Below are 25,829 nucleotides of genomic sequence, written 5' to 3' on the forward strand. Positions count from 1 at the left end.
GGCGGGTGGGGTGGTCTATTCCCCTCCTCTGGAGGGGTGCCCAAAGGGCGGGGTGGTTCAAATGCAGGATGCTGTTCCAGCATTTCCATTACCTCACCCAATTTGAACATGATGTCATTGACAGGTATATGAATAACGGTTAGACCCAATCTCTCTAGAAATGCATCTCTATTTGCATCATACTCCACCTTATCATCATGAGTAGCGCCGTCTATCTCGATAACCACCTGACAATTGCTGCAATAAAAATCTACGATGTAGTTTCCAATGATTTTTTGTCTGTCAAAATCTAAGCCTTTGAACTGCTTATTTTTTACCTGGTTCCAAAATAATACTTCGGATAAATTTCCCGCTTGTCGTAATTCTTTAGCTCTTTCTTTTAAAGCTGGATTGTAGGGTAATGAGAAGTAATTGCTGCTGTTTCTACCACCCCGCCCGCCTTCGGCTGGCACCCCTCCACCGGAGGGGAATTGACCACCCCGGCTTTCAGCCACCCCTCCAAGGGAGGGGAATTTTTTGGAGTATCCAGCAGCACGCATCGTAGATTCTACCGCACGATTTACTGCATAATATTGGTGATACGCTGCTAGTTTCTTTACTGTTTGTACAGTAACAATTCCATCGGCGTCTTCTTTTTTGAACTTCTCGAAAACCACAAAATGTCTGACCAAATCCAACAATACGGTTGGCTGTAACATTCCTTTAATCAATGTTTCTAATTGGCTGATTTGTTTAGATGCTTCGGAAATACCATCTGTTGTTTTCCAAGCCATAAAGCGGCTCAACCCTGCCGAAATTGTTCCCGCTTTTGCTTCCAATCCATCAGATATAACCGAAAAAGCATTGAAAGTAAACAATGAAGGTATCATTGCTTTATAGGTTTCTATTTGGCGGAAGGCTGACTGAATGGTGGTTTTATCATCGGTAGCGTTCTTTAATTCTATCACAACTAATGGTAAACCATTTACGAAAACTATTAAATCAGGGCGTTTGTTTACACCATTTTCTACGATTGTGAATTGATTGACTGCTAAAAATTCATTGTGTAATGGATTTTCAAAATCTATTAAAAATACACGATCTCCACGTTCCTGTCCGCTCACACGTTTGGTTACCGGAATACCTTCGGTTAATAAGCGGTGAAAAGTTTCGTTATTGGATAACACATCGGGCGAAGCAATACGCAAAATTTGCTTTACAGCATCCTGTTGCGCGTCCGGAGGAATGGTTGGGTTGATACGACGAACCGCATTTTCTAAACGTTGTTTTAAAATGACTTCTTCAAAAGTTTGACGCTCGGACGTACTGCTATCAGGTGCAATATCAGTTCCGTTTAAGTAAGTAAAACCTTGCTGTTTTAAAAGGTCTATGCTCAGTTGTTCGATTTCGTTTTCGGTCATTGGTTGATTATTTTTAATTCACACTTAAAATTGATTCCATTTTACGTTGATGCTCTTTAATGTCCTCAAAATTCCATTCTAAACCATGTTTACGATTATTTTCCAACAAATTATCTTTCGTTTTTTGCATCATAATCATAAACTTAATTGAAGCTATACTAATTTGTCTAATTTTTCCTGAATCTAGGTAATGACTCAATTTTGCATTAGGATCCCAATTATTTCCAGAGCTATTCATTTCACTTCCAATCATAGCGTAATTTCCTAAACAATTGATTTCGTCTTGTGATGGTTTACCATCTTGGCCATCGGCTTTCGCTTGTGGGAAGAAATGCTCTAAACTTCTACGTGTTCTTGAAAAATAAAACTGTTCAAATAGTTTTAAGCCAAAATCGCTACACCCTAAATTATCGAAAAACGCCTTTCTTTCAGGGCTACTTTCTATTGTTTTTTCACCTCGTAACTCATCAAAATACTTTTGCCACAACTTGTAATCTAAGTAATTAAACACGAATAATGGAATTCCGCTAGAACCAATTGTACCATTACCATATATTTCTGAAAAATTCCAATTTGTATTATTAGAAACAACATCAAGTTTATTATCTACTAAAATTGTACTATCAAAACTACCCGGATTAGGCACATTAATAGCGTTTAATTTGGTTGCATCTAAGTATACATCTTTGAAGTATTTATCAGCTAGATTTTTAACGAAATTATAATACCCTTTAAGATCTGTTCCTTCGTTAAACAAATGTAATAAACAATAAAATAGATAATTCTTTCTCTGTCTTGCTGTAAACGATACTTCAAACATAGAAAGCAACTGTACTAATTTGTGCTGAATAGCAGTTTCACCATCCAAATTTTTTAAATACTCGTTCTTCCCTTCTTTTTGCCAAAACTGTAATTTCCAAGGATTACTTTCTATTGTATCATTTTCATTAGAATGGTGAACGATATAATTATCCAGAAAATATCTAGCTTTTAATAAATTAAAACCAAACTTCTTGACAAAAGCTTCATCGATATGAATACCTCCAGCTTTTAAATTATCAAATTCTTTAATTAGTTCTTTATCGTCTAGTGAAAACTGAATTGGATTAAAATTTGAATCCTCTATTCTCGTAATTTTAAGAACGATTAATAATAAATTTGAAAAGTCAATAATAGGCTGAAAGCTATCTGGTGTATCGTTGTTATTAGAATTCTGATCAGCAACAATTCCATTTAAAAAATCAAGAATAGATTTTTTACCTGAACCCATTTCAACTTTTGGTAATTCATCAAATCCTGAAATAACGAATTCGTGATGATTTCTTCCAAATATAGCCTCCTGTCTGTATTTCTGTTGAATGTAAACATGCATCATACTACAATTTTCCCACAATTGGCTAAAAGTAACTTTATCTTGTTCGTTAAGTTGTTCAACAAGTCGAGCTTTTATAATTTCATGCTTTTCTAACTGTTCTCCTCTAGAGTTCATGATCTCAAAATAATGATTCAAGTCAATATCTCTAGGCACATTGTAATGTATGATATGAACGTTTTCTTGAAAGTACTTTTTATAACTTTCTAATTCTTCTTTAGAAACAATTTTTTTAAGTGCATTTTGAGCAAATCTAAATCCGTTGATTATGCCATTATCTTTTTCATCAATATTAAATTCGGGAACACTTTTTATCGTTTCGTTCGACTTTTTCCGAGCTCTGTAGGTTAATTTATTTTTTCGTTCAATACCAAGTGCTGCAAGTACTAAGTTAATCGTAGTTAATCGCTGTTGACCGTCTATCACTTCGTATACTTGATCTCCTTTGTGATAGGATACCAACGTACCAATAAAGTAAGTTCCTTTTATAGTTGAATTTTTATCTTTACAGTAGGCATCATAAACATCTTGAATCAGTGCTGTGATTTCATCGTCTTCCCAAGCGTAATTTCGTTGATAAATAGGCACTTCATAAGTTACCAAATTACCATTATAAATTTCGTGTATCGATTGTTCTTTTAAAGGTAAATTATTAGTTGCCATATGATTCAATGAATTTATTTATTTTGAAATAATACAGGTAGTTCTGATACACTCCATTTACCTCATAATCTATATCATTAATATTTGCTTTGATATTATTATCATGAAGGGGGCTTAGTTTATCAGAAAGAGCACTTAGTAAGGCTACAGGGGAATCTGCCTCAGAGATTAATTTATAAATATTAAATGAATTCTTTAAGTCGTTACCTAATATGTAATTTTGAGCCGATTGCCACCCTAAATTATAATATTGCGCTCTTAATGAATATGCCCAAATAAAAGCATACATTACAAATTGTTTTTCTAGCATCTCTTTATCCGACTTAGATGGTAAACCCGTAGGACAAAAACGATCTACATACAATAATACAGCAGTATCGAATAATAAACGTGTAATCCCATTTCCGACACCATTTTTGTAATGTCGTAGATCTAGTGTTTTTACAATATCGTTATCGTTGATAAAGTAGCCTTCGTATTTGCTGTTATTCTGTATATCTTTTAGGATTTCAAAATAATGTTTGGCATAATCAAAAAACGATTTTCCTGCAATAATAGGGGTATCTATCTGAAACGGAACAAGGTTAGTCATCCCTGAAACAAAAGGCATAGCGGATTGGTTTACCATATCGGCATAAGCAAAAGCTCCTTTGAAAAATTGAGCATACGGATAATTACCCGAACGGTTAATCCCCTTAAACTTTTGAATGTTATGTTCATTCAATTCTTCTGCTCTATTCCCTTTAATCCATTCTTTTACTCGGTATAAGTAATCGCTAAATAAAAGCGCTAATTTTTTTTGGTCTAAATCTTCCCAAGACTTAACCACCTTTTCGGTTTGGGTGGTATCAAGATGATTCATTTCTCGTAAATGATACGCTTTTAACAAATCGTGTGGGTACAATTTTTTTCCACGTGCATTTTGAGAATCAAAGAACTGGAAAGCTTCTGAAATATCTTCTGTGATGACAACAATAAGCTCGCAATTATTTTTGATGTAATCATAGAGTTCATTACGTTCTCTGCTATCAGCAATCGTATGGATTCGCCTTTCTAAGGTTCTGTAATTATTAGGAATGTTTCTAGCATTGTGCATTTCATCCGTTAGGCACTGATTCAGGAAAGCTAAATTTTTCGCTTCGTTCTCATTTAATGCTAGTAATAAGAGCGAAAAAGTTATTATTCGTTGCTGCCCATCAACAATATTATATGCGCCTTTTGCTGTATCGTAATGTAAAATCAAAGTTCCTACACGGTAAATTTCTTTATTCTGATTTTTGGCTTCTATAATATCATCTAATAACTGTACCACATTTTTTGTGGTCCATTTATATGGTCGCTGATAAGGTGGTATCACCAAATTGATTGAACTCAAAGGTTTACCTTCTGGATTTTTGCTGATGGTAGAATCTAAAAGTAAATCTCCAATAGTTGTGATGGCTAATTGAAGTGCTGTACTCATGTTTTATTTGGTTATTCTTTGGTTAATCGCTTTAAGGAGCCGCATTTTCACACAGCTCCTAAATTTATTTTATAGCTTCACCCTCACCTCGCCACTCATTAACTTAGGCAATAAGGTATCGCGAATTTGAGTTAGGGTTTGGATTTGTAATTTATTCGATAACATTTTTTTGAAATATATCGAAATATTTTTCTCGAAAATTAGTATTTCATTCTCTTCTGGTATAGAAACATTTATGGATTTAAACGTAATCGAAGTGATTGTATCAAAGACACTCCCATATGCTGAAGCTTGTAATTCATTTACTGCATTTGCTATCAATAAATATGTAAAGAAATAACAATCTTTAAATTTTGGTAATACCCCATAATTTGATTGACTATATGCCATAGGTTTTGATAAAATACAATATTTTCCAACCGTTCCTCTAGCAGAAATTATCGTAGAGTACTTAGGTAATAATTTAGCAGAACTATTCTTTAATCCCAATTCAGATATACATTTTTCTGTATTTACAACAAAACCTTTATGACTTTGTGTTATATCTCCAGCGGAAAGCCATCCAATATTTCCATCCCAGTACTCATTAACTGATGTTTTAGGAGTACCTCCACCAATTAAATCAATGATATCAAATAATGTTTTTTCCTCCCAATCTTCCTTTGCTTCCTCCACAAACCACTGCCTAAATAACGTCTCTGCCAAAGCCTCTAAGGTTTGGTTTTGTAGGTGTAATAAGTCGATTTTATCATCCAAACTCGACAATACTGATGCAATGGCTTTTTGCTCAGGAAGTGGGGGCATTAATAATTGTAAATCATCAAAGGATGCTTTCGGTACACGCTGTCTCCCAGAAGTACCATCTAAATTTATCTCTGCGTGATCTCTAACATCATTCCATCTAGATAAATAATAAACAAATTCTGTATCAGATATATTTTCTTTCCCTCTAAATACATAAAATTCAGTCGAACCAAATCCTAAGTTATTTTCCAAACCTTTAACTTGGCAAATTTTTCCATTTTCTAAACAAGGTGTAATTCTTGCAAATAAGGTATCACCATTTTGAAACTTTGCACCTCCACCCTTGATTTTCTTAATTTTTGGAAAACAATATTTGTTACCATCTTCCAAATCTTTCATTTCAACAAATGAATATTCTTCATTTGCTTTTAATGTAACAGATGGATTAATTTTTACAAAATCAGAAAATCTATATTCTTTCCAATTATTCTCCATCATTCTCCTTTTTTAATTTTACCCAATACATCCTTACACAAGCTATCCATTCGAGAAAATGCAAACCACTTTTTTCCTAAATCTTTGAGTGAAGCACCAATGTGGTACAGTTCCTTTTCATCAATGATTAAAAAGCGGTCGTGGCTTAGTTTAAACAATTCTGCTTTTACCTCAGGATATTGTGCATTGTGTTTTTCTAAATCTAACCGAAGCTGTTTACTTATACTTGCTGTATATATCGTAGCTGTTACGTTTTTTTTGCGTTTGCTAAACAAGGTTAGTACACTATCGTCTATATAATTGTCTATTAAAATAATGGATGATTTAGCGTTTTTTATTACATCGCTTACAAACTGATAGGCATCATAAACCTGTCCATCAAAATACACCCCGCGCTGTGGGAGTTCACTATTCTCTAATGCGGAAAAGAGCTTGTTAAATTTTTGATCATGCTCGATCAATTTGTTTTCAATACTTGAAAGACGTAAATGCTGGAGTGTTTCTTGGCCAACTAATTTCCTTAATTCTACAAAAGCATTCATAATTTGGATGCTGACTTTTACAGCGATATCACTTCGTAAAACGGCTGATAACATAGCGACCCCTTGTTCTGTAAATGCATACGGGTTTACAGCGGAATGTTTTAACGATTCGAACCGGTCGCAATTTGCGACCAGTTCATATTTTTCTTGACTATTCAGTTGAAAGCGAAATGTTTCAGGAAACCGGTCAATGTTGCGTTTTACTTGCTCATTTAACCTTTTTACTTCCACCTGATACATTTCTGCCAGATCTCTGTCGAACATAACTTGTTTCCCCCGAATTGTAAAAATTCGGTTTTCTATATGTTGTTGGGAAAGGGTTAAATCTTTACTCATTCTTTTGGCAGTTCAATTTTAGACAAGTTCTCCGCAATAATCGTATTCAGTTCCGCTTCTCTGGCTAGTTGTTCTTCCAAAGTGGTTTTCAACGAAGTAAAACGCTCTACAAAGTTGAAATCGTCTTCTTCGTCTGGTAAACCTACATAACGCCCAGGCGTCAATACATAATCCAATTCTCGCACTTTGTCTAATGTTACGGAAGCGCAGAAGCCTGGGATGTCTTTGTAACCACCCCGGTCTTCGACCACCCCTCCAGAGGAGGAAAATTTTTTACCTTGGTCTTTGTCCAACTCCTCTGTGGTAGGGTTTGCATTTCGCCAATTGTGGTAGGTAGAAGCAATTAAATCAATATCTTCTTTGCTCAACTCACGGTTTCTGCGGTTGATGAGATGCCCTAAATTACGTGCATCGATAAACAAGATTTCGTTTCGGGTATCCCTAAAACGCGTCTCCTTCGGAGTAGTATCCTCTTGGGCGGGGTGGTCCATTCCCCTCCCTTGGAGGGGTGGCTGCAAGCCGGGGTGGTCCTTACGGCGCATAAACCACAAAGCCGCAGGAATTTGCGTATTCAGGAATAACTTCGCTGGTAAGTTGACGATACAATCGATTAAGCCAGCTTCAATCAAATTTTTACGGATTTCGCCTTCGCCCGATGTTTTAGACGTTAAGGCTCCTTTTGCCAATACCACACCTGCTTGCCCTGTTGGTGCCAAGTGATGAATAAAATGTTGCAACCAGGCAAAGTTGGCATTGCCTACCGGCGGTACGCCATACTGCCAACGCGCATCGTTACGCAATAAATCACCCGACCAATCGCTCACGTTGAACGGAGGATTGGCAATGATATAATCGACTTTTAAATCTTTGTGTGCATCATTGAGAAACGAACCTTCGGAATTCCATTTTACACCCGTAGAATCAATTCCACGGATGGCTAAGTTCATTTTTGCCAATCGCCAAGTGGTTTGGTTGGACTCTTGTCCGAAAATCGAGATATCATCAATACGACCTTGACGTTCGGTTACGAATTTTTCGGACTGCACAAACATCCCCCCCGAACCACAACACGGGTCAAAAACACGACCTTTGTAAGGCTCCAGCATTTCTACCAACAATTCTACAACCGAACGTGGCGTGTAGAACTGTCCGCCTTTTTGCCCTTCAGCTAAGGCAAACTGCCCTAAGAAATGTTCAAATACGTGTCCTAACACATCGGCAGAACGCTCCTGCGTATCGCCAAAATTGATGTTCCCGATCAAGTCGATCAAATCTCCCAAACTGGTAGGATCCAGATTTTGTTTGGCATATACTTTCGGTAGAATTCCTTTCAGTTGTGGGTTTTCTGCTTCGATGGCATCCATGGCATCATCTACAGTTTTACCAATGGTAGGTTGCTTTGCAGAGCTTTGCAAAAACGACCAACGCGCTGAAGGTGGTACGAAAAATACGTTTTCTGCGGTATATTCTTCTCTATCTTCTGGATCTGCACCTTGATCGATTTGCGCTGTTAATTCTGCGTGTAACTTCTCAAATGCTATGGATATGTATTTTAAGAAAATTAATCCAAGCACCACATCTTTGTACTCAGCAGCATTAATGTTTTTACGCAACTTGTCGGCTGCTTTCCACAAGGTTTTCTCTATCGGTTCTGGAGCTTCTTCTTTTTTCTTTTTTGCCATTATTTCTAATGAATTTTTGTAAAATAAATTAATTGTTAAATATACAACCTGCAGTTAATAATAAAAGTAAATAAAATTAGCTTTTGGCGACTTAATATACACAAAACTTCAACTTATCATTTACCCCGCTTTGTTGATAAAGCGGTTGTTGGCAGAAGTTTTTTTTATTTGATTCCTTTTATCATATTTTCTTCTCTCGTTAAAAGTTGCAAATTGTCTAATTTAGTCAAACCTCCGTTGTGCATTGGAACAATGTGGTCAACTTGGAACGATAAACGGTTTTTGCTTTTATATCCACTTTCTGCGTTGAAGTAAAATCCGTCTTCGTCTTTATATTTATCATAAACTTGGTCACTTAGCCATTTTCCGTAAGCAGGATTTGCATTCTTAATTTCATATAAACTCATTCTTTCAAATTCCCTTATTTCGTGTTCTTCTGTAGGAAGTTGTTTATTTCTTTTATAAAGTTCGGGAAAAGAAAGTCTGTTTTCTGCAATATTTATTTCGTTCAGAAATACACGTTGGTCGAAGTTGAAAAATGTTTGCCACTCAATTTCGTTATCCTTCCAAATTTTTGTTAAGAAATCAGTTTTTAATTTCCCACCTAATCCTTTTTCATAGATTTCGTGCGCAATTCTGTCGATATCGTAATTATCTCTATCTTTTAATTCTAAATATTGTGGAACTTCATCTTGGACAATATAATATTGTAAAAGATTTTTTATGTCTTCTATGCTATATGCAGGATATTTTTCAACACCTGAAAAGAATTCATCTTCTATTTGTTTTGAATACAAAATCAATTCTTTTTCGTCTAGACTTTCTCTTTCTTCCAATTTATTGTCTTTCACAAAATAGGGAAGTGTTTCAATAAAATTTTGGTAAGATTGCTCAATATTGTCATAAACTAAAATTTCACAATTTTTTTCAATTTCTTCTCCCTCTGATTTCACTAAATATCTGAACTGGTAAATTCCTTTTGGGATTCTTTGAATAAAATCCAATTTTTCAAGTTCGTTTTTAGTTTCGGGGTCAATAATACTATTCGTCAAAACTGCAAACTCTTCAATTTTACTTATAGACACTAAACGAAGAAGCGATTTATTAGTCTCTTTGTCTTGGTCATTGAAGTCTACGTTTTCTTCTATATATAGTTTTTCGGGATTTATCCACGCTATTTTGTCTTGCCAATCATCTACAAAACTAACAATATATGCTTCTTTTGTTCCACCTGCTTTTAGACCTCGCAAACCACGACCAATCATTTGGGTCATTAGGATTGTAGAAATAGTAGGTCTTGTTAAAAATACAGATTGGACATTGGGTACGTCAGTTCCTTCTGTTAAAATATTTACATTTATCAAGACTTCTAATTTTCCTTGTCTGAATTTTTCAATTTTCTCTTTATTTTCTTTCGTGAAATTACTTGTTACTCCTGTTATGGCATCTTTCACATTTGAAATTACATAATCAGATTTTACACCTTTTTCTTGAAATAACTTATTGAGAGCAATTGCATTATCCACATTTAAAGCGAAAACTAAAGTCTGCTTATATTTTTCTTTGTTTGTAACATATTTATCAACAATTGTATAATTTCTTTCTCGATTCTTTGCAATGGTTTCAGCGATTTGCTCTCCGATGCTGTTAATATCAAAAGTGTTTAAAAGTTCAACTTGTTGATCAGTCAAGTCTTCTATGAAATTTTGTCCTGTTTCAACTTCTTCAAAAATTGGTTCGGATAAAATTCCTAATCTAATAAGCGTTTTCAAATCAATTTTGAAAATAATATCATCAGGAAAAACTTTTCGTAAAAGTCCTTTCTCATTTTCTACAGTTCTCGTTGGAGTCGCTGTCAATCCTAAAAGTCTGAACTTTTTTACATTTTGCTTTATATTATCAATTAATTTTCTATATGTTTTTGCTGTTGCGTGGTGTGCTTCATCAATAACCAAAAAAACTTCGTCTGCATTTCCCTGTATCCAATTTTTAATTAAATAATCAAAACCTATATTTAAACTATCCTTGCTTGCAAAGATAATATCATCTGATTTTCTGATATTAATTGGTTTATCGTGAATTCCAGAAATAATTCTATAATTAAAATTATCCTTTTCTTTAAAAATATCGGAATATGCCAAAGTTTTTGTAAAAGTCTCTTTTGCTTGTTCCAGAAGTTCGTGTCTGTGTGCAACCCAAAATACTTTCTTGTTTTTATCAAGAAAATTTTTTGCAATCCACCATGATGCAGTTAGGGTTTTCCCTCCTCCAGTTGGTAGAACTAAAAGACCTGCAAACGGATTTTTATCGCTCATTATTATTTGTTTTTGCAAATTGTAAAAAGCATCTTCCTGGTGTTTGTAAGGAGTGATTCCGCTTTCAGATTTTGAAATGTTAATTTTTCCTGCAAATTTTACTTCTGCAGTTCCATTTATTTCTATTTGTTGGCTCATAGAAGTTTTCTTAAAAGTTATTATTGGTTTTTTTGTAAATTCTTAAAGTTTTGTTATTTGAGATTTTCCGATACAAAAAGTAATTTAAGATTGATAGATTGTGTGAGTTTGGTGAAATCTCGTCTTTTTTCATCCCTATTATAGACAAAAAGTTTGGTATATTCTTGTTGTATAATTGTAGCGGTTTTTCTCAATATCTTCTTTGATTTCGTTAGTAATATTTTCTAGACAATTCCTTGCCTCATGCAAAACCCCGTGCTAGCTTCTGTGTATTGTTTTTTCTTTAGTCTTTATATGGATTACCAGAAGATGCCGAGAAAATACATATTAGGTGTAGGATAATACCAGGAACAATAAAAATAGAATAACCGATAAGGACCAATAATAACCACAGTATCCCTGATCCTATTTTGCCTTTATACATCTGTCCTGCTCCGGGAATTAACAAACTTAACAATGCAGCAACTCCGGGATTCCATTTCCTGATTGGTTGTTCTGGCATTACTACTTGCGTTGTTGCTTTGCGTGACTCTCTCAAATTATTGTCTAAAAATTCTCCGCAGTGTTTACATTTTATAGCATCTGCGTTTATTAGTTCTGCACAATAAGGACAAATTTTCTGATTTTCAGTTTCCATTTTTGGTTGTTAATTTATTTGTTTACACTAATCAAGTAACAACTTTACTTGTTATCCTCCGAAATTATATCACAAACACGCCAAAATGCGTCGTTCTAAAATATATTTTCTGCAGGATTAGATTTTCATCCATCTTGCGCATCAATGTCTGTTATAAGAAACCAATAGTATAGTTTATAATTTTGGTGATAGGATTAGTAATTATTAGCGTTGTATTGGAAAACTGGTACAATGTGTTTCCTAATTTATAATGTGGAATGATTGTGAACAGAGCGATAAAAATAACTACGTCTTTATTTGGTTTTAAGAAAATATCAAAAAAAGAATTTATTTTGTTGTGTAGATAATTTAAGTTTTTAGAGAAATCAATCTGTTTATCATTATAGTTAACAAGAATAATTAAAGCATAAGTAAAAGACAAGTTAATAAATCTAAACCAGTCAAAAGCTATAATAAATAATGGTAACTGGAAGATGAGAATCAACATGAATGATTTACTAAATATTCCAGAGGAAGTATTCGATTGAGAGTTTTTGAAAATTAATTCTTTGATATTTAGAGAAATAAAAATTAAATTAAACAAAAAAACACATAAAATGGCTAAAAAAAAATCTCCAGAGGATTTAAGGACCAACAAATTCGTGAATCGTGCCTCGGGCGAAGTTAACGGTTTTGCCGATAATGCTCTTGAAAAACCACCAGAGCTTCCGTTCAACGGGCTTTACTTCAGTTGTTTATTATTTAATTAGGTGTTCAGTGATTTTCAATTCATCTTGTGTCCTGCGGACAAGACGACCCGAGGGCTTTGCCCGAACAGAGCGAAGCTAAAGCTTAGTTATTGGTGGCAGTACTACATTTTCACAAGTTCTACTCTTCTATTTTTCGCTTTGTTTTCTTCTGTGTCGTTTGCGACCAAAGGTTTGTCCGCACCATAACCAACAGATTTTAGCCTGTTACCATCAATTTTCAATGATACCAAATATTTGAGTACTGTATTTGCACGGTCGTAGGATAAAGTTTTGTTGTGTTTGGCTTCACCTGTGTTGTCGGTATGTCCTTCTATGGAAAGTTTTAGATTTTTTTCGGCTTCAAGTACTTTTGCAATTTCTGCTACCGCTTTTATTCCATCATCTTTTAGGGTTGATTTGTCTGTGTCGAAATTGATATAAAGAATTGCTTTTCCTTTTTCGTCTAACTGTTTTTGAATTTCAGTAGCAGGAATAATGTCCATCTTATTTTCAAAGTCTTGGGGTTCTATAACAGTTAAATTTGCTTGTTCAGTACTTAAAGTATATTGAATAAATACAGATTTTTCATTTGTTCGGATTACATAGGTATGCACATCTCTAAAATTGCTGCATGAGAATAAATAACCGTCTGATAAAGCATTCGGAGCCACGGTTAGTAAACGCTCTTCTTCGCCACTTTTAAGTGGTTCTCCATTGTTAATTTTTACGCCACCCAGTTTTGTGATTAAATCATCAAAACTTTTTTGTAACTCTAATTTTGAAAATACTTTGTCCTTGAATTTTTCATCAACTCTAATGTTCGCCTTAAATGATTTACCCTCTATCGGAAAGTAAATGCCGTGGTTGTATAAAAATTCCTTATCAAAATCTTTGATTTTACCTGAGCCGTAGTAACTGTTGGGGTCAGTAAAGGTATATCCTTCGGGTAATTTAAAATAAGGAAAACTTCCTTCAATATCATCTGTTATTTTGATTTTATTGATATCGAAAGTTGCTGATTTTAAAGTGTTGTCGGCTGTTGTTGGTTTACTGGGTGTTGATTCTGTTTGCTGAGTTTGGGTGGTTTCTTTGTTTTCTTTTTGCTTACAGGCATTTAGCAAAAGTAGAGCAGTTATGGAAGCAAGGGCTATTTTTTTCATTTTCATTCGTGTTATTTGTCAACACCGTAAAATAAAAATAAATTTTTTAAATGTGTGTTAATTAATGATTAAATCTGTCGTTTGTTTACTCTTAGGGTAGGTTGGGTGTATTGCCACCAACGTTTTAGAGCTGGGCGAAGTGACGGATTAGAAAACCAAAACTTTCAATTTTGCACTAAGCTAAGCAACAACCTTTTATTATTTTCTAAATTTATGAAAAAAGGAATTGAAAAACATGAATTCCTTAAAAAATAAAATAAGCAAATACATTCATAAATATAAATGGTTGTTGCGACTAAAAAAGGAGAAACTTTCAACTTAGCCGTAAACCCGCTCTTTTGCAAAACCCTTGTGCCTGTTGCACAACTAGAATAACACAAAATTTCTTAACTTGTTATTATGCAAGGCAAGTAACAAAGTTCAAAAAAATCGAAGAAAGCATTCACAAACACTTATACGATCGGATGCACGAGAAAATTACCAAGAATAAACAGTAATTTAAACAGATGGTCAAGAGACCAAGTGCAACGGTAGAACCCGTTTTTAGGAACGCTGATCAATCATCACAACATGAAACGCATCAATAGCCGTGGCTTAGCGCAAACGAACAAACTGTTCTCTTAGCCGCTCTTTGCTATAACTTAAAGAAATACCTGAAATTTACACCTAAAAAGTCCAAATTACTTGCCCAAATCTGTGCCTTACCAAAGGTAAAGTATGGCACTCTAAAAGCAGGTCATATTGGGCTTGAAGATTTGCTTTTTTCAACCACTTTATTTTTAATTATTTGAATATACTCCAAAAATAAACCTCGTTTAAAAAGGCTTAAACGAGGTCATATATGATTTTATTTTGTTGAGGTTTGAGTTGTGCAACGGTTATCCTTGTTAGTGGCAGGCATTTATTATATTCCTGCACCTCCCAATATTTCGAGTTCTTGTCCTTTTGTAGGTTGTCCGTCCAAAATTGGCATTGCTTTCATTATAAGTTCTTTTACCCCTTCAATTTTTAGTGAGTTATCGTGTTCTTCTTTACTGTCCCAAATTTCAGTTACATAAATAGAATTAGTGTCATTTTCGTCTTTGCCGATGGCGTATATTTTACAACCTTTCGCAGTTGATACAAGTTTTGATGCTTGTATTAAAATTTCAGCAAGTTCATCTCTATGACCTTCTTTTGCCGTTAGTTTTCCGTGAAGTAAATATTTATTTTTCATACTATTTTGTTGATAATTTTAAAATTTCGTTAGTTGTTTTCCAATTTCGTGTTGTCGCTTTTACTTTTAGTTTTGTTTCTAAAAAGTTGTTATTGAGTTTAGTTTTCCGATATCCATTTGGGCAATAAAGATAAATGGCATTATTTGTAAATTCAATTTCTTCATTTGGTTGTTTCTTTGATAGAATACTTTCTAAGTCAAATTGTTTGGGGTTTTCAGCCAAAAAAGTTACGTACAAAAAGGAACTCTCTTTCAGTTTGTCTTTTGAGAACGGATTGTTGTCTATAATTGTTTCTAACGTTTTTGCGTTAAAAACAATTACAGGGACTTCAAACCCAAATTCAGTTTCAATTCCTGACGCAATCTTTTTTTCAATTTTTTTTGGGTCGTTTTCCTTTGATGAGAAAATGACGTTTCCACTTTGGACATATGTTTGTATGTTTTCAAAGTTTAGGTTTTCATACATATTTTTCAAAGCGTCCATTTTAATTAATTTCTGTCCGCTTACGTTTATGCCTCTTAAAATTGAAATGTATGTTGTCATTCGTTCTTTCGCTTGTTTTTGGGGTTCGGTTATGCTTGCCACTAACGTTTTGGGTGTTTGCGAATTGCGGGTGTGAATAGTTCCAAAATTATGGTTTAGTCCCGAGCAAAGCAAAACACTTTCCTTTTTGCTAATATAATGAAATTGTGAAAAGAAAGTGTTTTGCGTGTAGATATTCACAATGTTTAGATGTTGAATATTAGCCCGCATTTTGCAAAACCGCTGTTATGCCTTCGTTGTTCTTCGTCCGTCTGTCAGCGGTGGGAAAGCCATACTCTTTGCCAAGTTTTGGTTTGCGTGTTGGCTGGTGCGACTTGGCAAAGTGTATGGCTTTTGTGCGGGATTTAATAATTCAATGATAGTCCAACTCCAAATCCCATATCGCTATCGTAATGAGTACGAATACCCATATTTTTGTTGATGATGTATTTTAGTTCTCCCATATATTCCTTGTTGGTATTGACCATAAAGCCTGCTCGAACCCTTTTAGAAATCGGAATGTCTTCACGCATCAAAGATAATCTGACAATTCCATCATGATAGATCTCTGCCTGAAAGTTAACGAGCATTGGCAATGTATATACAAAACCCAAACTGATAGCGGCACGTTGGTCTTTGTCATTCTTTTGTCCGAAAAGATTAATTTCGTGTTCGTCCATTCCCATTTTACGGTAACGCCAATCGAAACCTACAAAAGGCATAAACCACTGCATTTTATCTACGTATCTGCCTAAATGCGTTTCTACTTCATAACCTTTTTGTGCAGAATATCCCAAACGCCACTCCGAGGTAAGATTCCAACGTGCATTTTGCACTCTGAACATACCGTCGTTTCCATTGGTGGCGAAGTCATTTTCTAATAATACATACGGCATATTACTTTCTCTTTTAAGCATTCTGTATGCTTTTTCTTTGTTAGGAAGTAGTGGGTTGTGTAATTCTCCTACACTAAAAACCCGATTCATACCTGCCATCATATGATAAAGAATGTGACAATGAAAAAACCAATCACCTTCGGTATTGGCTGCAAACTCTATCACGTTGGTTTCCATCGGCATTATGTCTAAGACATTTTTCAGAGGGGAATAGTCGCCGTGTTCATTCAACACGCGGAAATCAAATCCGTGTAAGTGCATCGGATGTCGCATCATCGAGTTGTTGTATAAAGTGATACGGAGGATTTCACCCTTTTTTACCAATATCTTATCCGTTTCAGAAAACACTTTATTGTCCATACTCCACACATATCTGTTCATATTTCCAGTGAGTTCAAAGCGCATTTCACGAACTGGTAAATCTTTTGCAAGTGTAGTCTTTTCTGTCGCTTTCAGCATACCATAATTGAGTGTTACTAGTTCAGTAGTGTTGGCCGTATGGTTTTCGTGTTGCTGATGATTTTCTGCGTTAGAGTGTCCGTGATGATGATCGTTTTGCCCAGAAACTTCAGGGTACATCACGGTATTCATATCCATTTGTTGCAGGCTCATTTCCATTCCCATATCGTGCATATCGCCGTTCATCTTCATCATATCATTCATCATTTTCATTCCTTCAAAGTACTTGAGCTTTGGCAACGGGGTAGTGAGTTGTTTTACTCCTGAACCTACATAGAGCGAAGCAGAACCCGAACGGTCTTCGGCAGTTGCCAAGAGTTCATAAGAAACACCTTCTTCAGGAATGGTGACGACAATGTCGTAGGTTTCTGAGACAGCTACAATGAGCCGATCTACTTCTACAGGCTCTACATCGTTTCCGTCATTTGCTACAACTGTAATTTTACCACCCGCATAGGTGAGCCAAAAGTAAGTCGAGGCACCTGCATTAGATATTTTTAACCTCACTTTGTCTCCTGCTTTGAACTGTGATAGTTGGCTTTCGGGCACTCCGTTTATGAGGAATTTATCATAATAAACATCGCTCACATCCATTGCCAGCATCCGTTTCCACTCATTAGTGAGTTTGGTCTTGAAATGTCCTTCACGAATGGCTTCGTCATAACTTTGTGTAGCATCCTTTTTTATAGCAAACCAATCGCTGGCATTGCTTAACATTCTTTGGATGTTTTCAGGTTTATAATCCGTCCATTCGCTGATAATTACCGGAATGGTAGGCAGATCATCTATGCCTTTTCTGAAAGAGACATCATTTTCTTTTTTATTGAAAATGAGTGATCCATACATTCCAATTTGTTCTTGGTATCCGCTGTGGCTGTGGTACCAGTGGGTTCCGTTTTGTATCACCGGGAATCGGTACACGTGTGTGGTGTTTGGTTCTATCGGCATTTGTGTTAGAAGCGGAACGCCATCTTCCTGGTTGGGCAAATATACCCCGTGCCAATGTAGTGATGTACTTTCTTTTAGCTGATTGTGCACCACAATTTCAGCAGTATCGCCCTCTGTAAAAGTGAGCGTTGGCATCGGAATTTGACCGTTTACTGCAACGGCTCTTTTTTCTTTTCCGGCATAGTTTACCAATGTGTCTTTTACATATAAATCGTATCGCACTACTTTTTGTGCGAAAAGAGAAGTTGTTGCCAAGAGCATCAATGTTATCGGCAACAGTTTTTTTGAGAAAATATTTTGTATATCCATTTCAGAATTTTCATTTATTAATTTTTAAAAGGCTTGCATTTATGGCAACCACAATTGTACTTACGCTCATCAAAACCGCACCCATTGCAGGGCTTAAAACGAAACTCGGATAAAGCACGCCTGCTGCCAGTGGTATGGCTATTACATTGTAACCAACTGCCCAAAGCAGGTTTTGAACCATTTTTTTATATGTCCGTTTTCCGAAGTCAATCATCTTTACCACATCTCTTGGGTCGCTGTTCACCAGAATAATATCGGCTGTTTCGGCTGCTACATCCGTACCTGAACCAACTGCAATACCTACATCTGCTTGTGCTAGTGCGGGTGCATCATTTACACCATCGCCAGTCATCGCAACCACTTCACCTTTGGCTTGATATTGCTTGACTTTTTCTTGCTTTTCGTGAGGCAGTACGTTGGCGATATAATCGTCCATTCCCAATTGTTTAGAAACCGCTTTTGCAATTTTTTCATTGTCGCCTGTAAGCAAAATGGATTTGATGTTCATTTTTCTTAACTCATCAATGGCTTCTTGCGAACCCTCACGAATGCTGTCTGCCAACGTGATAATACCGATAACTTCATTATCAATAAAAACATAGTTGACTGTTTCAATGTTTTGATTGATTTCTTTGGGCGTTTCAGGTTCTGTAAGATTATTTTGTTTGATATAATTAGGTCCTGCCGCTACTACTTCCTTTCCGTTTACTACTGCTTTTACACCTATGCCTGCCATATAGCTGAAATTCTCCGACTTCCATAGTTCAAGGTTTCTTTCTGCCAGCGTTTTCAAAATACCTTTTGCAATGTGGTGTTCGGAATATTGCTGAACGGCTGCTGCATATTGTATCATTTCCTCAGCAGAATATTTATCAGTAAGTGGGATCACTTTTTCTACTGCGTGAGACCCTTTAGTCAATGTTCCTGTTTTGTCGAAAATAATCGTGGATAGTTTTCGAGTAGTTTCAAATGCGGTACGATTGCGAATGAGCAAACCATTGGTAGCCGAAAGCGTTGTAGAAATGGCAACCACCAACGGAATAGCCACACCCAAAGCGTGGGGACAAGCCGTAACCATTACCGTAACCATTCTTTCCAATGCAAACGCAATATCTCCGCTACTGCTGAACCAATAAATAAAAGTGATTACGCCTACTGCAATAGCAAGAAAGGTGAGCCATTTGGCTACTTTATCGGCAAGGTTTTGCGTATTGGATTTTGCTGCCTGTGCATCCTGAACTAAATTGATAACCTTATTGAGGTAACTGTCTTTACCTACTCCCGTTGCCGTAACCCGCAAAGCACCTTCACCATTGATAGAACCTGCAATTACTTTTCCGTCTTTTTCCTTCTTCACCGGAACACTTTCGCCTGTAAGCATACTTTCGTTTACATAAGAAACTCCATCGACAATTGTTCCATCGGCAGGAATTTTTTCACCGGGTTTGATGATAATGGTTTCACCGTTTTTTAGGTCTTCGAGTTTTATTTTTATGGTTTCACCATTTCGCTCCACCGTAACATCGTTTGGTAAAAGTGCCACCAATGACTGCAATGCTTTTGAAGCTGCCATAGTAGAACGCATTTCCAGCCAATGTCCCAAAAGCATAATCACGATAAGGGTTGCCAACTCCCAGAAGAAATCCATACCCTGAAGTCCCAAAACAACGGCAACCGAATAGATGTAAGCGACTGAAATAGCGATTGCCACCAATGTCATCATCCCAATAGCTTTGGCTTTAATTTCGCCTACCATTCCTTTCAGAAATGGCATTCCCCCATAGATGTAAATAAAAGTTCCCAGCGCCAATAGCACATATTTATCTCCAGGAAAAGCAACCGTGAAACCAAACCATTCCTGTATCATTTCCGATAAGAGCAAAATGGGAACGGTAATGATCAAACTTACCCAAAAACGTTTGAGGAAATCGTGGGTATGATGTCCTTCGTGTTTGTCGTAACCACTATCGGAATGATGATTATGGTTTTCACTATGATGCGAATGTTCTTTGTGGTCGTGATGTTGGTGTTCGTGATGGCTGTGTGTTTCTTTTTTACTGCCACCTATAGGAACTAAATCCATTCCGCAAAGCGGACATTTCCCCGGTTCGTCCTTCATCACCTGCGGGTGCATCGGACAAGTATATTTTTTCATACTATTTTAGTTTTGAAAAGCAATGAAGATGGATTTTACCACTTCATTGCTTTGTTGGTTATTTTATAGTTTCAACTATACTACCACAAGTTAGCATTAGTGAACCGTAATAAGGGTTTTTAATCGCATTTTCTTTGCTCAACCAATTTGCTCCCTTGCCTTTGTTTGCCATTGGGCAATGCTGATAATAAACAGGTGTTTCCTGATTTGAAACTTTTATCAGTTCGTACATATTTTTTGAAAGGCTCATAAAATGGTCTCGCTGATGTGCCACATCTTTGGTTTCAGCAATGTGTCCTGCATCAAAGGCAAGGTCTTTCATTACTTTCATCCAAACCGTATGTTCCTCGTTTGATAGTTTATTCATTTGCACAGCGACAAGAGCGGTTAGCAAGTCTTTTGCTTTAGTGGAAGTGGTGTTTCCGTCAGATTTTACCAGTGCATCTTTTACCGAAAAATAGTTGTTAAAAACAGATTTCAGTTGGTTTACTTCCTGCATTTCTGTAGATGCCGTATGACTTGAATGGTCGTGTGTTTCCGTTTTCGGTTCTGCTTTTGCAACAGGTTTGTTCACCCGTTCATACAGGCAACATTCAGGCAGTTTTGCATACACATCATCGGGTGCAAGAAATTTATCGCTGTCATAGCCTACTAAAGCGATACGTTTCAGAATTTCGTCCTGATTGGTCTTTTTTGCATCGTAGGTAATGGTAGCCATTTTTGTGTCTTTGTTCCAATCCACTTGGGCTACTTTCTTTACATTTCCTGCATTTTCTATGGTGGTTTCACACATTCCGCAGTTTCCGTAAATTTTTACGGTTTCGGTTTTGGCGTTTTTAATTTGAGCGTTGCTCATTCCGAATGACAACATTACCAATGCAGTCATTATATATTTTAATGATTTCATTTTTAAAGTTTTAATTTTTGAAAATATTTGATATTGAAAGCAAATATTTGCTTTCAATTAGACATACCTATGGCTGTCAAGGTAAGAAATTAGCTTATTTTAGGCGGTTGCCAAATGGAGTGATAACCCGAAGAAATGTATGGGTCTGAATAAAGAAAGAATTGTTTTTGAGCAACAACTAATAAGTTGTATTTGAGTTCAGGTGTAGAAGGAATAAAACTAAAACTAACTGTAGGGCAATGGCAAGATGAATGTACGCATTTGCCTCCACAATCGTCATTGTCTTTTTGGTTATGCGAACTTTTATTTTTGCAACAGTCATTTTTGTCTGTCTGTGAAGTTTTTTTGTCGCAACAAGATTTTTCAGTTTGTGTGTGAGATTTACTACAAGCATAGGTCAGCGTTGGTGTCAAAAATAAACCAAGCAATGCTATGAGTAATATGTAAATCTGTTTTGTCATTTATTATCTATCTGCAAAGGTATAAAAAATTTTCGGTGGCAAAAAATGGCTCTTTTTTTTGTGAAGGGTTGGCTTGTGTGTTGTGGAAAACCAAATGTGCCAATGTGCGGTCTGGTTTTTACAATGAGGCATAACGGCAAACGCATTGGCGAAGTGGCGGATAAATTGGACGAAAAGTTCAATTTAGCAGTAACGTAGCCGATGTGTTTCCACAGAAGCTAAATTATTAAAAAAAAGCTGAATGTGGAACACATTCGGCGGCTAAATATGCAGAAACTTTCAACTTAGCCGTAAACCCGCCATTTTGCCAAACGCCTGTTATGCGTTCGGCTTTCTTTTTTGTCTAGCATCCACATTCGCCTACAAATTTTTTAGTCAATTTTTGTCCGTCTTTGCTTTCAATTGTTACAGTCCCTTCATTCCACCAAGTTTCGTCTCCGTTTGAGTTTTTATATTTTATGTCCAACTTAACTTTGTAGAGTTCCGAGTTGTAAATGTCTATATGGTCATTATCTCCAAATGTGTTTGGTTCTCGTCCAGTTGAAATAAGTTTAAGTTTTATCAGTTTGTTGTCGACAGAAACAAAACCAATACTGTCAAAACCAGCGGCAAATATGTATTCATTATTTTTAAACTTCTGTTCATTCTCAGAAAAATAACAAGCACATCCGTCAACCTCGTCTGGAATTCCTTTAAAGTTATCCAGTGATAGTTTTAATGTTGTCGAAGTGTTTTCATCAGGCTCTTGTGTCTGTGTGGGTGTGGTCTGTTCTTGATTGTTTTCAATTGTTGGTGTTGTCGGCTGATTAGCCTTTTCATTATTTGAACCACAAGAAGAAATAAGAAGCGCTGTCACTAAAATTATTGTCTGTGGAATTATTTTTTTCATAGTCATTTTTTGTCTTGTTAATTTCTTCTGGCTTGTTGTCCTAAGTTGACGCATAACGTTTTGCGGCTTTGCGAAGTGGCGGAAAATCGAAGCGGAAAATTTCGATTTAGACGGAACGTAGCAAAAGCCAATTTCTATTTGCTAAATTACATTTTAAAAGCAAATAAAAAATGGTTTTGCGGATTAAATGCACAAACCTTGAATTAACCACTTAACCCGCCATTTTGCAAAACCGCTGTTATGCGATCGCCCCGTTTATATGGTTCTTGTTAAGGTTGGATTGGTAGCTCTTTTGCATTTTTTGTTTGCCTTTGTGCGATTCGCAAAATGCAAATGTGCTACCAAAAGCGTTGGCTATTTTAGTGCTAAATCTGTCAATATTTCTTTAATGTTTAAATGTTTTGCATCCTGTATTTTCTTTCCGTGTTCGGATACTAAATTTATCCAATCAAACAACTTGGTTTTGTCTGTAGTTTTGGTTTCCCAATATTCCGAAAGTTCAAAAGCTGATGTTTGCATAATCGTTTCAATGATGTATGGCACATTGTCAAACAAGTTCAAAAATATTCTTGGTACTTTTTGATACACTTTCTTACCAATCACATAATCACTTTTTCCGCCTGCTGTAAACAAATCTCGAACGTTCGGACAAACAACGGCTTCACGAGTTACCAACCAAATGGCTAATCTTCCGAATTTGTCGCTACTGTTTCCAAAGAGTTCAGGAAAGTAAACCATTGCTCGATTTTTTAATTCCTGTTTTTCTCTCAAAGAAAGGTTGTTCCAAATTCTGATAACGATATTACTTGCTTTGCTTGTATTATCTGCATCCATCCACCAAAGTTCCTCACCTGGTTTCAACTTACTTTTGTAATAATCAATAATTGGTCTTATAGGATTATCTTTTTTGCGTAGTGTGTCGTAAGGCATTTTTATTTTGTCGAAAATAGTTTTTCCTTGCTCTAAATTCATATCTATTAGATAACGTGGTGAGTGAGTTACTACCACTTCTGACAAAACTTCTTCATAAGGACGACAACGAAATTCGATTGGACTTGCCAATTTTGCGAATAACATAAAAATTCGCTCCACATTATCAACTCTTGTACTTTCTAAAACACTATTTCCTGTAGTTTTCCAATGATTTTGAGTGGTAGTTTTTACTTCTATGCCATAATATTTATTAGCAACAATATCAGGGAATTTTTGTCCACCGATAAGCTCAATAGAATTTTCAAATGGTGTTCCAACTGCCAAATCGGTCATTACATCTTTTACATAAGGCTCAAGGTTTCTACCCAATAGGGTTGCTACTTTCTTTGATGATTTTTGGGCGTGAACATTTAACTCGTTGATTGTTGAACTGAGCAAATTATCAAATTCGCTTCTGTTTGGGTCTGAATTAACTGAAATTATCATCTTTATTTTTTGAAATATAAGTCCCAAACTTCTTCAATTCTCTTAGCTAAATTGTAAGCCAAAAGTGGTGGAACTGCGTTACCAATTATTTTATATGCTTGTGATGGACTAACCAAAAACGAACCTTTTCTCCCGTTTTTATTTTCAATTACGAAATCATAGTCGGGGGGAAAAGTCTGTATTAAAGCACATTCTCTTACTGTTAACCTTCTTTCTTTTAAACCTTTTTTAAGTTCACTTTTAATTAGACCTCCATTTTCTTTTGAAAGTCGTCTAAACTCAATATTCCCGTGATGTTCGGAACGAATTGTAGGCGAAATACTATTCAATTTTATTTCAGTTTGCCCTTGACAATGTTTACCCATAAATTTTGCTTTTGAGTAAAATCTTTGGGATAAATCCTCTGAATTTTCGGGTTCTTCTAAATGTTTAAAAACATCTTTAAGTTGTACAAAATGCTTTAAATCATCGCCTTCGACTGTGTAAGAATGTGTAGGTTTTGGGTAAGGATTGTACTTTTCAGGAATCGACTCTTTTTCTAATTCAGCTAAAACTGATTTCTTTAAAGCTGATTTTTTGATACCTATAAAAATAACTCTTTCTCTTGATTGTGGAACTCCAAAATCTGCTGAATGTAGAACTTGTGGGTCAAGTACGATATAACCGTTACCGTTGGCTGATGAAAAGTCATTTTGAATAATTGACTTTACATCACCAAGATTTACTAAACCCTTCACATTTTCAGCAATAAAGATTTTTGGTTGTGTAATCTCTATTACTTCTTTCATCCACATATAAAGTTGTCCACGAGTCTCTACAGACGCTGTTTCATTTTCGATAATTTCGCCTTTATGATTTTTATGAGAATTAAAACCTTTTCTTTTCCCAGCAACACTAAAATCTTGACAAGGAAAACCACCAGTAACAACATCTACATTTTCGGGAAAAACATTCACGCCATTACGATACATTTTTACTAAATCAACAATACTTTCTTTATAAAAATCTTCTGCGTTATGTCCTCTCTTAGAAAAATAGTTGACCCAAGCATTTCTGGCATCAATTAAAATATCATTACCAAAAACAGTTTTAAATTTTGTTTTTCTAAGTTGTACGAAACCATTTTTTAATTTCTTATCTATAAAGTGCGGTGTTATATTTTCGTTTATAGATTGTTCTAATACTGAAAATCCACCTTCAAAACCTAAGTCCATACCACCACAACCCGAAAAAAGAGAAAGTACATTTAAAGTTTCTTTTTTTGTTTCTTTTGATAATTTCGGATAATACAAAATGTCTAACTGAGGTTCCTTTACTACGCTGTTTTCAGCTTCCATTGTTTCTGTTCGCATAGTTTAGTTTTTTACAAGGTTAGACTTTAGATATTTTACTTTTTGTTCGGCAGCTTTCAAAACTTTACTTGCACAATCTTCGTTAGCAATTTCATAAGCAATTTTTTCACTCATAAATTGAACCAACAAGTCTTCTTTGTCAAGTTCGAGGATTTCTGCTAGTTTTATAATATTTTCTTTAGTTGGTTTACGTTCGTTACGCTCAATTTTACTCAATATTGCTTGATCAATGTCAAGATACGATGCTACTTGACGAAGCAACAATCCTAAATTTTCTCGTTTTGCTCTTATAATTTGCCCGACTGTTTCCATATGAATATTTTAACTTGACATTATTTGTCAAATATAAACTATCATATTGAAATTTACAAATTTCTGTTTGGCTTTATCGTGAGTAGGGATAATTCAAACTCTTTTGGTTTTTAAGCGTTAGGTTTGTGCGGTTGGAAAACCGAATGTGCTTGAATATGCGGTTGCGTTCAGGGGTGTCGTATAACGTTTTGCGGCTTTGCGAAGGAGCGGATTAGAAAGACTAAACTTTCAATTTAGCACAGACGTAGCAAAACCATTTTTTAAGCACAAATGTTGAAGTTTGCACTTAACCCGCTCTTTTGCAAAACC

The 25,829-nt window shown here is 35.6% G+C and carries 20 protein-coding genes; 1 reads left to right on the forward strand and 19 read right to left on the reverse strand.

Features of this window, described 5'->3' with window-relative positions:
• The 8 genes from HMPREF2660_RS11065 to HMPREF2660_RS11070 all read right to left on the reverse strand — a co-directional run.
• A partial coding sequence (locus tag HMPREF2660_RS11065; protein WP_221403265.1) for a type I restriction endonuclease occupies positions 1-1,400 on the reverse strand: 1,400 nt, incomplete at its 3' end.
• Positions 1,401-1,413: 13 nt separating this feature from the next.
• Positions 1,414-3,435: a DUF262 domain-containing protein gene (locus tag HMPREF2660_RS07940; protein WP_070486534.1), complete on the reverse strand. Its 2,022-nt coding sequence runs from the start codon at positions 3,433-3,435 to the stop codon at positions 1,414-1,416.
• Complete coding sequence (locus HMPREF2660_RS07945) at positions 3,425-4,897, reverse strand: DUF262 domain-containing protein (RefSeq protein WP_070486536.1); 1,473 nt, start codon at positions 4,895-4,897, stop codon at positions 3,425-3,427. Before HMPREF2660_RS07945 ends, HMPREF2660_RS07940 begins: the two co-directional genes overlap by 11 nt.
• A 69-nt stretch (positions 4,898-4,966) precedes the next feature.
• Complete coding sequence (locus tag HMPREF2660_RS07950; protein WP_083299098.1) at positions 4,967-6,139, reverse strand: restriction endonuclease subunit S; 1,173 nt, start codon at positions 6,137-6,139, stop codon at positions 4,967-4,969.
• Positions 6,136-7,014 (reverse strand): ORF6N domain-containing protein, encoded by an 879-nt coding sequence (locus tag HMPREF2660_RS07955; protein ID WP_070486540.1) that lies wholly within the window; start codon positions 7,012-7,014, stop codon positions 6,136-6,138. The genes HMPREF2660_RS07950 and HMPREF2660_RS07955 overlap by 4 nt, the downstream gene beginning before the upstream one ends.
• Positions 7,011-8,696 (reverse strand): type I restriction-modification system subunit M, encoded by a 1,686-nt coding sequence (locus HMPREF2660_RS07960; protein WP_070486542.1) that lies wholly within the window; start codon positions 8,694-8,696, stop codon positions 7,011-7,013. Before HMPREF2660_RS07960 ends, HMPREF2660_RS07955 begins: the two co-directional genes overlap by 4 nt.
• A 164-nt stretch (positions 8,697-8,860) precedes the next feature.
• Positions 8,861-11,149, reverse strand: a complete 2,289-nt coding sequence (locus tag HMPREF2660_RS07965; protein ID WP_070486544.1) for a DEAD/DEAH box helicase family protein — start codon at positions 11,147-11,149, stop codon at positions 8,861-8,863.
• A gap of 283 nt (positions 11,150-11,432) precedes the next feature.
• On the reverse strand, positions 11,433-11,786 hold the full coding sequence (locus tag HMPREF2660_RS11070) for a zinc ribbon domain-containing protein (RefSeq protein WP_083299099.1): 354 nt from the start codon (positions 11,784-11,786) through the stop codon (positions 11,433-11,435).
• A gap of 596 nt (positions 11,787-12,382) precedes the next feature.
• On the opposite strand from HMPREF2660_RS11070, the gene HMPREF2660_RS10985 reads away from it, so the two are divergent.
• Positions 12,383-12,535: a hypothetical protein gene (locus HMPREF2660_RS10985; RefSeq protein ID WP_168160799.1), complete on the forward strand. Its 153-nt coding sequence runs from the start codon at positions 12,383-12,385 to the stop codon at positions 12,533-12,535.
• Between the two features lie 101 nt (positions 12,536-12,636).
• Here the strand turns inward: HMPREF2660_RS10985 and HMPREF2660_RS07985 are convergent, their stop codons facing one another.
• The 11 genes from HMPREF2660_RS07985 to HMPREF2660_RS08035 form a co-directional block, all read right to left on the reverse strand.
• Positions 12,637-13,674, reverse strand: a complete 1,038-nt coding sequence (locus HMPREF2660_RS07985; protein ID WP_070486610.1) for an OmpA family protein — start codon at positions 13,672-13,674, stop codon at positions 12,637-12,639.
• A gap of 904 nt (positions 13,675-14,578) precedes the next feature.
• On the reverse strand, positions 14,579-14,890 hold the full coding sequence (locus HMPREF2660_RS07990; protein ID WP_070486550.1) for a putative quinol monooxygenase: 312 nt from the start codon (positions 14,888-14,890) through the stop codon (positions 14,579-14,581).
• Between the two features lies 1 nt (position 14,891).
• On the reverse strand, positions 14,892-15,434 hold the full coding sequence (locus HMPREF2660_RS07995) for a DUF1697 domain-containing protein (protein ID WP_070486612.1): 543 nt from the start codon (positions 15,432-15,434) through the stop codon (positions 14,892-14,894).
• 344 nt (positions 15,435-15,778) lie between these two features.
• A complete protein-coding gene (locus HMPREF2660_RS08000; RefSeq protein WP_070486551.1) occupies positions 15,779-18,025 on the reverse strand; it encodes a multicopper oxidase family protein in 2,247 nt (748 codons plus the stop codon).
• A gap of 10 nt (positions 18,026-18,035) precedes the next feature.
• Positions 18,036-20,180: a heavy metal translocating P-type ATPase gene (locus tag HMPREF2660_RS08005; RefSeq protein ID WP_070486553.1), complete on the reverse strand. Its 2,145-nt coding sequence runs from the start codon at positions 20,178-20,180 to the stop codon at positions 18,036-18,038.
• A 58-nt stretch (positions 20,181-20,238) separates the two neighbouring features.
• Complete coding sequence (locus HMPREF2660_RS08010; protein ID WP_070486555.1) at positions 20,239-21,087, reverse strand: DUF3347 domain-containing protein; 849 nt, start codon at positions 21,085-21,087, stop codon at positions 20,239-20,241.
• Between the two features lie 89 nt (positions 21,088-21,176).
• The gene (locus HMPREF2660_RS10885) at positions 21,177-21,548 is read right to left on the reverse strand and encodes a hypothetical protein (RefSeq protein WP_141743571.1); all 372 of its coding nucleotides are present in this window, start codon (positions 21,546-21,548) and stop codon (positions 21,177-21,179) included.
• A gap of 343 nt (positions 21,549-21,891) precedes the next feature.
• The gene (locus HMPREF2660_RS08020; RefSeq protein WP_141743572.1) at positions 21,892-22,437 is read right to left on the reverse strand and encodes a hypothetical protein; all 546 of its coding nucleotides are present in this window, start codon (positions 22,435-22,437) and stop codon (positions 21,892-21,894) included.
• A gap of 354 nt (positions 22,438-22,791) precedes the next feature.
• On the reverse strand, positions 22,792-23,856 hold the full coding sequence (locus HMPREF2660_RS08025) for a hypothetical protein (protein ID WP_070486614.1): 1,065 nt from the start codon (positions 23,854-23,856) through the stop codon (positions 22,792-22,794).
• 2 nt (positions 23,857-23,858) lie between these two features.
• Positions 23,859-25,208: a DNA cytosine methyltransferase gene (locus HMPREF2660_RS08030; protein WP_083299101.1), complete on the reverse strand. Its 1,350-nt coding sequence runs from the start codon at positions 25,206-25,208 to the stop codon at positions 23,859-23,861.
• Between the two features lie 3 nt (positions 25,209-25,211).
• Complete coding sequence (locus HMPREF2660_RS08035; RefSeq protein WP_070486561.1) at positions 25,212-25,520, reverse strand: helix-turn-helix domain-containing protein; 309 nt, start codon at positions 25,518-25,520, stop codon at positions 25,212-25,214.
• Positions 25,521-25,829 lie beyond the last annotated feature (309 nt).

Origin of the sequence: Weeksella sp. HMSC059D05, assembly GCF_001809725.1 — a bacterium.
Classification (GTDB): Bacteria; Bacteroidota; Bacteroidia; order Flavobacteriales; family Weeksellaceae; genus Weeksella; species Weeksella virosa.